Below are 9,501 nucleotides of genomic sequence, written 5' to 3'. Positions count from 1 at the left end.
TTAGGGGGGTTTTGCTTTTGACGGTGCGCCCTAGGGCGCTTTAGAACCCGCGCACGTTCAAGAAGGGCTCGGGGTGGGGATGGCCCGAGGTGTTGGTCCAGCCCGCCGTGCTTTCGGCGTTTTGCAGGAGGGCCTGCTTCACCTGGGCCGGGGTGTAGGTGGGGTAGCGGGAAAGGACCAGGGCGGCGGCCCCGGCCACGTGGGGCGTGGCCATGGAGGTGCCGCTTATGGTGTTGTAGCTCTGGGTGGAGGCGTTCCAGGTGGAAAGGATGGAGACCCCGGGGGCGGCCAGGTCCACGTCGTGGCCGTAGTTGGACCAGGAGGGCCAGTCGTTTTGGCTGTTGGTGGCGCTCACCGTGATCGCCTCGTCGTAGGCCGCCGGGGTGTGGTTCTGGGCGTCGTCCCCCTCGTTTCCCGCGGCCACCACCACGGTGATCTTGTAATCGCACACCGCCTTCTGGATGACGTTGTGGAAGGCGTTGGTGGAGCGGTTGGCGGGGCAGTAGAGGCCGTCCTGGTCGTCGGTGCCGCTCCCGCCCAGGCTCATGTTCACCACCTTGGGCTTGCCCCCGTTGTTGTGGGCGATGACCCAGTTGAGCCCCTGGATGATGCCGCTGGTGGAGCCCGAGCCGGAGCCGGAGAGGACCTTCACCGCCCAGAGCTCGGCCTGGGGGGCCACCCCCAGCACCCCTAGGCCGTTGGCCGCGGCGGCGATGGTCCCGGCCACGTGGGTGCCGTGGCCGTTGTCGTCGTCGTAGGGGGCGGCGCACCTGCCCCGGCACTTCACCACGGCGTAGCCCCCTTTGAGGTTGGGCAGGTCCTCGTGGCCCACCTTGATCCCCGTGTCCACCACGTACACGGAAACCCCGGCCCCCTTGGCCGTGGTGGTGGGGGCGCCGATGCGCTCCACCCCCCAGGGGATGGTCTCCCCGTAGGCCCGGACCTCCTGGTCGGGGCTGAGGGCGTACACCCGGGGGTCCTTGGCGAGCCGCTCGGCCTTGGCGGGGGAGAGGTTGCGGAGGATGACCGCCCCCAGGGCCTCGAGGCGGTCCTCGGCCGGGATGGTGAGGCCGTGGTCCCGCTCCAGGGCGGCGAGCTTCTCCGCCACCCGGGCGGGGCTGGGGAGGCCGGGCTCGAGGACGGCGATGTAGGTTCCGCCCCCCGAAAGGCTCTGCGGGGTCAGGCTCGCCTGCTGCTGGCAGGCGGCCAGGACCAGTAGACCCATAAACCAAAGCGCCGCTTTCCTCATCGCTCCTCCTTGGGTGAGGACTCTACCCCTTGGGGGCCTGGGCCGTCAAGGCCTATAGTGGGGGCGTGGATTTTTTAGAGGCCCTCTCCCGCCCGCCTCTGATCCTGGGGGTGGACCCAAGGCCGATGCTCCACGGCCCGGAGCCCTTGGCCCATATCCGCCGCTACACCTTGGAGCTCCTTGAGGCCCTGGCCCCGCGCCTCGCCGCGGCGAAGTTCCAGCTGGCCTTCTTTGAGGCCTTGGGCCCTGGGGGAATGGCGCTTCTCGTGGAGCTCGCCAGCGCCTCCCGGGTCATGGGGCTACCGGTGATCTTTGACGGGAAGCGGGGGGACATCGGCTCCACCGCCGAGGCCTACGCCCGGGCGTATCTGGAAGCCTTCCCGGGAAGCGCCCTCACCCTGAATCCGTACCTGGGCCTGGACGCCCTCCTCCCCCTCTTCCAGGCCGCCTCCCGCACGGGGGGCGAGGTCTTCGTCCTGGCGAAGACCTCCAACCCGGGCTCCGGCTTCCTTCAGGACCTCCCCGTGGAGGGAAGGCCCCTCTACCTCCACCTGGCGGAGGCCTTGGCCCGGGAGGGGGAGGCCTACCGGGAAGGGGCGTGGAGCCGGGTGGGGATGGTGGTGGGGGTCACCTACCCGGAGGCCGTGGCCAGGGTGCGGGAAGCGGCGCCCCACGCCCCCCTTCTCCTTCCCGGGGTGGGGGCCCAGGGGGGGAGGCCCTTCAAAGGGGAGGGGTTTCTTTTCGCGGCGAGCCGGGCCCTTTACTACCCGAAGGGGAAGCCGGACCTAAAGGCCGCCCTGGAGGCGGCGGAGGCCCTCCTAAAGGCTCTGGTAGAGTAGGGGGGATGGACGTCCTAGAGCTTTACCGGAGGACGGGGGCCCTTCTAGAGGGCCACTTCCTCCTGAGGTCGGGGTTCCACTCTCCCGTCTTCTTCCAGTCCGCGGCCCTCCTCCAGCACCCCCTTTACGCCGAGGCCGTGGGGGAGGCTTTGGGAAAGCTTTTTGAGGACGAGAAGGTGGACTTCGTCATCGCCCCGGCCATCGGGGGGGTGGTGCTCTCCTTCGTGGTGGCGAAAGCCCTCGGGGCCCGGGCCCTCTTCGCCGAGAAGGACGGGAAGGGGGGGATGCTGATCCGCAGGGGGCTCACCGTGAACCCGGGGGACCGCTTCCTGGCGGTGGAGGACGTGGTGACCACCGGGGAGAGCGTCCGCAAGGCGATCCGGGCGGCGGAGGCGCGGGGTGGGGTTTTGGTGGGGGTCGGGGCCTTGGTGGACCGGAGCGGGGGAGGGGTGGCCTTCGGAGTGCCTTTCCGGGCCCTCCTCGCCCTCGAGGTCCCCCAGTACCCGAAGGAGGCCTGCCCCCTCTGCCGGGCGGGGGTGCCCTTGGAGGAGGCGTAGGCGGTGCGGGCTTTGGTCTTCGCCTTTCTCTTCGCTTTGGCCCTGGCGGCCCCCGAGGAGGCGGCCAGAGAAGCCGTTTCCCGCTGGCTTAGGGGGGAGCTTTCCCCAAAGCTTGAGGACCTCCTCAAGGCCCCTCCCGAGGAGGCCTCGAGGCTCCTTGAGCGCTTCGCCCTCTTTCCCCCGCCCCCTGAGGGGCTCGCCGTAAACCTGGAAAGCCCCCGGGTGGAGGAAAGCCGGGTCTCCTTCCCGGCCGCCCTGGGGGAGGAGGTGGGGGAGGTGGTGGTGGTCCTGGAGGGAGAGAGGGTAGCGCGGGTCTACTTCCGCCCGCAGGGGCTCGGGGTGCCCCCCTACCTTCTCACTCCTGGGGCGGGCTTGGGGTTTCTCCTCTTCTCCCTCTTCTGGACCCTGCTTCTCCTAAGGCCCTCCCCCTTCCGGGCGTGGCTTTTGGAGGCCCTCTCCCTGGTCCGGGCCCAGAGGGGCCTTTACCTCCTCACCAACCTCCTCCTCTACGGCCTCTTCGCCTTGGGCGCCCTCCTCGCCTACGCCGTGCCCGAGCTTGCCCGGGCGGTGCAGGTCCTCTTTGGAGGGGCTTTAGAGGCCTTGGGCCTTAAGGAAGCGGTGGACAGAGGCGTTCTGGTCCTCGCCGGGGTCATCTTCTACTGGAACTTCAGCCAGGGGCTTTTCCTCACCGGGCTTTTCCCCGCCCTTCTCCTCGGGCTTCCCGTCCTCCTCCTGAACGCCCTTCGCTACCTCGCCTTTGGCTTCGCCCTCTCCCCGGCCCTTCTGGGAAGCGCCTTCCTCTTCCACCTGCCCACCCTCCTCCTGGAGCTTCAGGCCTACATCCTCGTCACCTTCGGCGGGCTCGTCCTTCTTGCCCGGGTGGCCGGGGGAAAGGGGTACCGGGAGGGGCTTAGGGGGCTCCTCTTGGCCTTCTATCTGGGGGCCCTCTTCCTCCTCGCCGCCGCTTGGTACGAGGCCTGGGAGGTGGTCTTCCTCCTATGAGGGTGGCGGTGCTGGGCGCGGGGGCCTGGGGGACGGCCCTGGCCGTGCTCCTCGCCAGCAAGGGGGTGCCCACGGCCCTGTGGGCGAGGCGCAAGGAGCAGGCCGAGGCCATGAGGGCCCACCGGGAGAACAAGGACCACCTGCCCGGGGTGGCCCTCCCGGCCTACCTCTACCCCACCTCTAATCCCGAGGAGGCCTTGGAGGGGGTGGAGCTCGCGGTGGTGGCGGTGCCTTCCAGGGCCCTTCGGGAGACCTTGGCGGGCCTTCCCCTGGCCCCCTGGTACGTTTCCGCCACCAAGGGCCTCTACTACGAGGAGGGGGTCCAGACGCCCGCGGAGGTGGTGGAGGCCCTGACCGGAAGGCCCGCCGTGGCCCTCTCGGGGCCCAACCACGCCGAGGAGGTGGCCCGCTTCCTCCCCACGGCGAGCGTGGCCGCGGGGCCGGAGGACCTCGCCCGGCGGGTCCAGGCCCTCTTCTCCGGCCCCACCTTCCGGGTCTACACCACCCGGGACCGCCGGGGGGTGGAGCTCGGGGGGGCGGTGAAGAACGTCCTGGCCCTGGCGGCGGGCATGGTGGATGGCCTCAGGCTTGGGGACAACGCCAAGGCCGCCCTCCTCACCCGGGGCCTCAGGGAGATGGTCCGCTTCGGCACCGCGCTTGGGGGAGAGGAGGCCAGCTTCTACGGGCTTGCGGGCCTTGGGGACCTCCTGGCCACGGCCTACAGCCTTCACTCCCGCAACCGCGGGGCCGGGGAGCGGCTGGTGCGGGGGGAGGCCCGGGAGCGCCTCGAGGACCGGGGGGTGGTGGAGGGGCTCTACGCGGTGCAGGCCATGGTGGCCTGGGGAAAGGAAGCGGGGGTGGAGCTTCCCATCGCCGAGGCCGTCTACCAGGTGGCCTACGGGGGCCTGGACCCCCTGGCGGCCCTCAAGGCCCTCATGGCCCGGGAGCCCAAGGAGGAGTGATGCCGCCTCCTGCTGGCGCAGGCCAGGGGAGACCCGGAAAAATCCCCAGAGCGGTTTGGCCTAGGCGAAGGATTCCCGGATGAAGGGGATGGGGCCTGGGGTAAGATGGGTGAGGATGCTCGCCCGCAAAGCCCTCTCCGTGGAGCGCTACCTGGAAGAGGAGGCGGCAAGCCCCGTGAAGCGGGAGTTCTTCCGCGGCTTCGCCTACGCCATGGCGGGGGCCAGCGCTCTCCATAACCGGGTGGCCCTGAACCTCGCCGCCCGTTTCCTGGAGGCGGCCCGGCCTAGGGGATGCCGGGTCTACATGAGCGACATGAAGCTCCGCATCCGGGACGAGGCGGTCTATTATCCCGACGTGATGGTGGTCTGTGGGGAGGGCCCGCCCCACCCGTACTACGAGGAAGCCCCCTGCGTCCTCGTGGAGGTCCTGTCCCCGGCCACGGAGGCCCTGGACCGCCGGGAGAAGCGGGCCATGTACCTCAGCCTGGAAAGCCTCCAGGTCTATCTCCTGGTGGACCCGGAGAGGCGGCGCTTTACCGTCTACCGCCGCACCCCGGAGGGGTTCGTGGAGGAGGAGAGCAAGGAGGTCTACATCCCCTGCCTGGACCTCCGCCTCTCCCTCGAGGACGCCCTCCGGCTCTAAAAGAACTCGGCGAGGAAGCCCAGAAGGGCGGTGCGGAAGGCCTTGGGGTTTTCCAGGTTGGCGAGGTGGCCGGTCTCGGGCAGGATGAGCATGCGGGCGTCGGGGAGGGCCTTCCACATGCGCCTCGCCTCCTCCGGGGGGGTGAGGGTGTCCTCCTCCCCCACGAGGACCAGGGCGGGCACCTCCATCCTGGGGAGAAGGGGGGTGGAGTCGGGCCTTTCCGCGAGGGCCACCAGGCTTTCCGCCACAGCCTCGGGGCTTGCCTCCAGGAGGATCGCCTTGGCCTTCTCCACCACCTCGGGCTTGGTGGCCTGGGTGGTCTTCCCCAGGTGGCTTGGGAGGAGGGCCTCGGGCAAGAAGCCCACCCCTTCCTTAAGGACCCGCTCCTTGAGGGCGTAGCGGTTCCTCTTGGTCTCCTCGCTGTCGGGCCCCGCGCGGGTGCTGGAAAGCACCGCTCCCAGGAAGCGCTCCGGGGCCTTGCGGAAGAGCTCAAAGATGAGGTAGCCCCCCATGGAAAGCCCCACGAAGACCGCCCGCTCCAGCCCCGCCCCCTCCATCTCCTGAAGCACCTTCTCGGCGGCCTCCCCCAGGGAAAGGCCCAGGTAGTGGGGGGCGAGGACGGGGAGGCGGGTCTTGAGGAGGGCCACCTCCTTCTCCCACATCCTGGGGCTGTAGGGGAAGGCGTGCAGGAAGACCACGCCCTTCATGCCTCCTCCTTCACGGGCTCGCCCCTCAGGCCCAGGGCCTCGAGGCGGGCGATGAGGGCGGGGTCTTCCACGAGGACCACGTTCTCCCGCCCCAGGGTCTTGGCCCGGAGCTTCCCCTCCTTGGCCGCCTCCTTCCAGGCCTCCATGAGGTCGGGGTGGGCTACGAGGAGGGGCGTCACCTTGTGGGCCGGGTAGCGCCTCACCTTAGGGCCTCCTCCAGGGCGTGCCAGGCCAGGGTGGCGCACTTCACCCGGGCGGGGAGCTTGGCCATCCCCTGGAGGGCGAGGAGGTCCCCCAGGGCGGGGTCTGGGGGGGCGCCTTCCACCACCATGGCCTGGAACTTGCGGGAAAGCTCCAGGGCCTCCGCCACCTTCTTCCTCTTCACCGCCTCGGTCATGAGGGAGGCGCTCGCCGTGCTGATGGCGCACCCCTGGCCCTGGAAGCGGATGTCGGCGATGGTGTCCCCCTCCAGGAGGACCATCACCTCTACCTGGTCCCCGCAAGAAGGGTTCATCCCCCCGGCTTGCCTTGTGGCCCCGGGCAGGACCCCGAAGTTCCTCGGGGTCTGGTAGTGGTTCAGGAGGATCTCCCGGTAGAGCTCGTCAAGGACGCTCATTGGACCATTATAGCCAGGCCCGGTACTTGGCCTCTATCCTTAGGAGGGCCTCCACGAAGCGGTCCACCTCCTCCCTGGTGTTGTAGAGGTAGAAGCTCGCCCGGGCGGTGGCCGCGAGGCCAAGCCTCCGGTGCAGGGGCTGGGCGCAGTGGTGCCCGGCCCGCACGGCGATCCCCTCCTGGTCCAGGAAGGTGGCGAGGTCGTGGGCGTGGAGGCGGCCCAGGGTGAAGGGGATGACCCCGCCCCGGTCCGGTCCCTTAGGCCCGTAGACCCGGAGGTTCGGAACCTCCTCCAGGCGCCTTAGGGCGTACTCCAAAAGGGCCCGGTCATGGGCGAAGACCCGTTCCATCCCCACCTCCATGAGGTAGCAGGCCGCCTCCCCCAGGGCGATGGCCTCGGCGATGGGCGGGGTGCCCGCCTCAAAGCGCTGGGGCGGGGGGGCGTAGGTGGAGCGGTCCACGTGGACCTCGAGGATCATCTCCCCGCCCCCCAAAAAGGGCCCCATCCCCTCTAAGACCTCGTACCGCCCCCAAAGGACCCCGGCCCCCGTGGGCCCCAGCATCTTGTGCCCGGAGAGGGCGAAGAAGTCGGCGCCCAGGGCCTTCACGTCCACGGGCAGGTGGGGGGCGGACTGGGCCCCATCCACCACCACTAGCGCCCCCGCCTCCTTGGCCCTTTTGGCGATCTCGGCCACGGGGTTGACCGTGCCGAGGACGTTGGACATGTGCACCAGGGAGACCACCTTGGTCCTCTCCGTGAGGAGGCCCTCCAGGGCGCTTAGGTCCAGCCTGCCCTCCTCGGTCAAGGGGATGGCCTTCACCTTGGCCCCGGTGAGGCCTGCCACCAGGTGCCAGGGGACGAGGCCCGCGTGGTGCTCCATCTCCGTGACCAGGACCTCGTCCCCTTCCTTGAGGTTCCTCAGGCCCCAGGCGTAGGCCACCAGGTTCATGGCCTCGGTGGTGTTGCGCACGAAGACGATCTCCTTGGGCTCGGCGTTGAGGAAGCGGGCGAGGCGCCTCCTCGCCTCCTCGTAGGCCTCGGTGGCCTCGGCGGAAAGCCGGTAGGCCCCCCGGTGGACGTTGGCGTTCAAGGTCTCGTAGTAGCGCTTCAGGGCCTCAATGACCCGCCTCGGCTTCTGGCTCGTGGCGGCGGAGTCCAGGTAGACGAGCTCCGGATGCTGGGCGAGGAGGGGGAAGTCCTCCCTCAGGGCGCTTAGGTCCATGGTCTAAGTGTACGCCCTGGGCCGGCCCGCTTCAGAGCCGGGCCAGGGCCCGGGAGAGCCTGGCGCGGGCCTCCTCGGCCACGGGGGCGAGGGCTTCCTGGGTGGCCTCGGGGAGGACCCGGAACATCTCCCCGGGGTCCTGCACCAGGACCTCCACCCCCTCTTCGGCCTCCCGGAGCACCACGTTGCAGGGGAGGAGGAGGCCGATCTCCGGGAAGGCCTCCAGGGCCCGGGCCGCCAGATGGGGGTTGCAGGCCCCGAGGATCAGGTAAGGGGGCCTTTCCAGGCCGAGCTTGGCCTTGAGGGTGGCGGCCACGTCCATCTCGGCCAGGATCCCAAACCCCTCCTCCTTGAGGGCGGTCTCCACTTGGGCGCGCGCCTCGGAAAGGGTGGCCTTTAAGGTCTTGCGCATCCCGGTCATGGATACCTCCTACCCCTATTGTCTACTCCCCGTGCCCCCCAGGAAGGGGCCGTGCCAGGTGTGGACCCATCCCCATCATCCCGTAGCCGGGGCCGTAGCCTCCCATCATGCCCTGGGTGAGGGCGAGCCCCAAAAGCCCAAGGGCCGCCAGACCTAAAACCCAGCCGGTCCGTTTCATGTTTCAGCTCCCTCTTGAGCTTTTTAAAGGTCTCCCCGACCAGCTCCCCTTTGGCGTAGGTAGACCAGGAAGCCCAAAAGGCGAGGAAGAAGAGCATGTTGAAAAGCCCGAAGAATCCGCCGAAGCCCATTCCGCCCCAACCCATCATGCCCATGGCTTACCTCCACCTATACCCTATCCCGGTATTTTTAGGCTTGCGTAAAGGGCGCTTTGCCGGAGCCTAACGGGGTTAGGCTAAGGTGGAGGCATGCCTTGGCGGAAGCGTCTCTTCGCGCGCCTTTACCCTGGGCTTTCCGCCCGGCACGAGGCGCAGATGGCGGAAAGGAAGCGGGCCCTGTTCCAGGAGGCCCTCGGGCGGGTGCGACCCGAGAGGGTCTTGGAGGTCGGCCCGGGGCCCGGGACCAACCTGGCCTACCTTCCTCCTGGGCTGGCCTACCTGGCCCTCGAGCCCAACCCTTTCTTCCATCCCCGCCTGCGGGAGGAGGCGAGGAAGCGGGGCCTCGCCCTCACCCTCCTTCCCGGGCGGGCGGAGGCCATCCCTTTGCCGGAAGGAAGCGTGGACCTGGTGGTGGGCACGCTGGTCCTCTGCTCGGTGGCGGACCCCGAAAAGGCCCTGGAGGAGGTCCACCGGGTCTTGCGGCCGGGCGGGGCCTACCTCTTCCTGGAGCACGTGGCTGCCCCCAGGAGGACCCCTTTGCGCTTCCTCCAGGAGGCGGCCACGCCGTTTTTCTCCCTCCTTGGGGACGGGTGCCACCCGAACCGCGAGACCCTCGCCCTAATCCAGGCCCGCTTTCCCCGGGTGGAGGCGGAGACCTTTCCCCTCCCCCTTCCCGTGGTGGCCCCCCACGTGGCGGGGCTCGCTTTCAAGGGGTAGGGGGTCCGGGCTCCCCTTCAGCGGTCCGAGGGCACGGTTTCAAACAAAAGCCTTTGCAGCTCCGCTTCAGGGGCCCGCTGGCTGAGGTAAAGCACCTCCACCCCCAAGATCCGGCCCTGCTCGTCGTAGTCCACGATGATCCCGGGGGCCACTTCCTCCGAGCGGCTGGCCAGGGCCGCGTAGCTGGCCGTGGAGAGCTTTTACGACAGCCTCTAGCCCTTATCTCCACCC

At 69.2% G+C, this 9,501-nt stretch carries 14 protein-coding genes; 6 read left to right on the top strand and 8 right to left on the bottom strand.

Translation table 11 applies throughout. From position 1 onward, the window contains the following. Positions 1–40: 40 nt before the first annotated feature. Positions 41–1,249, bottom strand: coding sequence for a S8 family peptidase (locus ABJK26_RS01480; protein WP_347240430.1), 1,209 nt, complete (start codon positions 1,247–1,249; stop codon positions 41–43). Positions 1,250–1,314: 65 nt separating this feature from the next. Here ABJK26_RS01480 and pyrF point away from each other — a divergent pair, with 65 nt between their 5' ends. The 5 genes from pyrF to ABJK26_RS01455 all read left to right on the top strand — a co-directional run bounded on the left by pyrF (position 1,315) and on the right by ABJK26_RS01455 (position 5,252). After that, positions 1,315–2,088, top strand: coding sequence for an orotidine-5'-phosphate decarboxylase (pyrF, locus tag ABJK26_RS01475; RefSeq protein ID WP_347240429.1), 774 nt, complete (start codon positions 1,315–1,317; stop codon positions 2,086–2,088). A gap of 5 nt (positions 2,089–2,093) precedes the next feature. Then, positions 2,094–2,645 (top strand): orotate phosphoribosyltransferase, encoded by a 552-nt coding sequence (pyrE, locus tag ABJK26_RS01470; RefSeq protein WP_347240428.1) that lies wholly within the window; start codon positions 2,094–2,096, stop codon positions 2,643–2,645. Positions 2,646–2,648: 3 nt separating this feature from the next. Further along, positions 2,649–3,647 carry a hypothetical protein gene (locus tag ABJK26_RS01465; protein WP_347240427.1) on the top strand — a complete coding sequence of 333 codons (999 nt, stop codon included), beginning with the start codon at positions 2,649–2,651 and terminating at the stop codon, positions 3,645–3,647. After that, the gene (locus tag ABJK26_RS01460; protein ID WP_347240426.1) at positions 3,644–4,609 is read left to right on the top strand and encodes an NAD(P)H-dependent glycerol-3-phosphate dehydrogenase; all 966 of its coding nucleotides are present in this window, start codon (positions 3,644–3,646) and stop codon (positions 4,607–4,609) included. The genes ABJK26_RS01465 and ABJK26_RS01460 overlap by 4 nt, the downstream gene beginning before the upstream one ends. 115 nt (positions 4,610–4,724) lie before the next feature. Next, positions 4,725–5,252: a Uma2 family endonuclease gene (locus ABJK26_RS01455; protein WP_347240425.1), complete on the top strand. Its 528-nt coding sequence runs from the start codon at positions 4,725–4,727 to the stop codon at positions 5,250–5,252. On the opposite strand, the gene ABJK26_RS01450 is transcribed toward ABJK26_RS01455, so the two are convergent. From ABJK26_RS01450 to ABJK26_RS01425, 6 genes are read right to left on the bottom strand one after another with little or no spacing between them, the layout of a single operon-like run. Further along, positions 5,249–5,959, bottom strand: a complete 711-nt coding sequence (locus ABJK26_RS01450) for an alpha/beta hydrolase (RefSeq protein WP_347240424.1) — start codon at positions 5,957–5,959, stop codon at positions 5,249–5,251. The genes ABJK26_RS01455 and ABJK26_RS01450 overlap by 4 nt on opposite strands. Beyond that, entirely contained in the window at positions 5,956–6,162 is a 207-nt protein-coding gene (locus ABJK26_RS01445; protein ID WP_347240422.1) for a hypothetical protein, read from the bottom strand. Before ABJK26_RS01445 ends, ABJK26_RS01450 begins: the two co-directional genes overlap by 4 nt. After that, the gene (gene sufU, locus ABJK26_RS01440) at positions 6,159–6,575 is read right to left on the bottom strand and encodes a Fe-S cluster assembly sulfur transfer protein SufU (RefSeq protein ID WP_347240421.1); all 417 of its coding nucleotides are present in this window, start codon (positions 6,573–6,575) and stop codon (positions 6,159–6,161) included. The genes ABJK26_RS01445 and sufU overlap by 4 nt, the downstream gene beginning before the upstream one ends. Before the next feature lie 7 nt (positions 6,576–6,582). Then, entirely contained in the window at positions 6,583–7,797 is a 1,215-nt protein-coding gene (locus tag ABJK26_RS01435; protein ID WP_347240420.1) for a cysteine desulfurase, read from the bottom strand. A 31-nt stretch (positions 7,798–7,828) separates the two neighbouring features. Then, the gene (locus tag ABJK26_RS01430) at positions 7,829–8,218 is read right to left on the bottom strand and encodes a DUF302 domain-containing protein (protein ID WP_347240419.1); all 390 of its coding nucleotides are present in this window, start codon (positions 8,216–8,218) and stop codon (positions 7,829–7,831) included. A gap of 22 nt (positions 8,219–8,240) precedes the next feature. Beyond that, a complete protein-coding gene (locus ABJK26_RS01425; protein WP_347240418.1) occupies positions 8,241–8,396 on the bottom strand; it encodes a hypothetical protein in 156 nt (51 codons plus the stop codon). Between the two features lie 247 nt (positions 8,397–8,643). Between ABJK26_RS01425 and ABJK26_RS01420 the strand changes: the two genes are divergently transcribed. Then, positions 8,644–9,270: a class I SAM-dependent methyltransferase gene (locus ABJK26_RS01420; protein ID WP_347240416.1), complete on the top strand. Its 627-nt coding sequence runs from the start codon at positions 8,644–8,646 to the stop codon at positions 9,268–9,270. 17 nt (positions 9,271–9,287) lie between these two features. Here the strand turns inward: ABJK26_RS01420 and ABJK26_RS01415 are convergent, their stop codons facing one another. Next, positions 9,288–9,422 (bottom strand): DUF2283 domain-containing protein, encoded by a 135-nt coding sequence (locus ABJK26_RS01415; RefSeq protein ID WP_347240415.1) that lies wholly within the window; start codon positions 9,420–9,422, stop codon positions 9,288–9,290. Between the last annotated feature and the right edge of the window lie 79 nt (positions 9,423–9,501).

It is taken from the genome of Thermus sp. (assembly GCF_039793865.1).
Classification (GTDB): Bacteria; Deinococcota; Deinococci; order Deinococcales; family Thermaceae; genus Thermus.
The sequence above is the reverse complement of the archived record's forward strand: the minus strand, read 5'-3'. Positions and strand labels throughout refer to the sequence as shown.

Excerpts from the sequence above, each read along its gene's own strand:
- sufU (WP_347240421.1), bottom strand. The coding sequence starts at position 6,575 with ATGAGCGTCCTTGACGAGCTCTACCGGGAGATCCTCCTGAACCACTAC.
- ABJK26_RS01430 (WP_347240419.1), bottom strand. The coding sequence starts at position 8,218 with ATGACCGGGATGCGCAAGACCTTAAAGGCCACCCTTTCCGAGGCGCGC.
- ABJK26_RS01450 (WP_347240424.1), bottom strand. The coding sequence starts at position 5,959 with ATGAAGGGCGTGGTCTTCCTGCACGCCTTCCCCTACAGCCCCAGGATG.
- ABJK26_RS01425 (WP_347240418.1), bottom strand. The coding sequence starts at position 8,396 with ATGAAACGGACCGGCTGGGTTTTAGGTCTGGCGGCCCTTGGGCTTTTG.
- ABJK26_RS01455 (WP_347240425.1), top strand. The coding sequence starts at position 4,725 with ATGCTCGCCCGCAAAGCCCTCTCCGTGGAGCGCTACCTGGAAGAGGAG.
- ABJK26_RS01435 (WP_347240420.1), bottom strand. The coding sequence starts at position 7,797 with ATGGACCTAAGCGCCCTGAGGGAGGACTTCCCCCTCCTCGCCCAGCAT.
- ABJK26_RS01460 (WP_347240426.1), top strand. The coding sequence starts at position 3,644 with ATGAGGGTGGCGGTGCTGGGCGCGGGGGCCTGGGGGACGGCCCTGGCC.
- ABJK26_RS01480 (WP_347240430.1), bottom strand. The coding sequence starts at position 1,249 with ATGAGGAAAGCGGCGCTTTGGTTTATGGGTCTACTGGTCCTGGCCGCC.
- pyrE (WP_347240428.1), top strand. The coding sequence starts at position 2,094 with ATGGACGTCCTAGAGCTTTACCGGAGGACGGGGGCCCTTCTAGAGGGC.
- ABJK26_RS01420 (WP_347240416.1), top strand. The coding sequence starts at position 8,644 with ATGCCTTGGCGGAAGCGTCTCTTCGCGCGCCTTTACCCTGGGCTTTCC.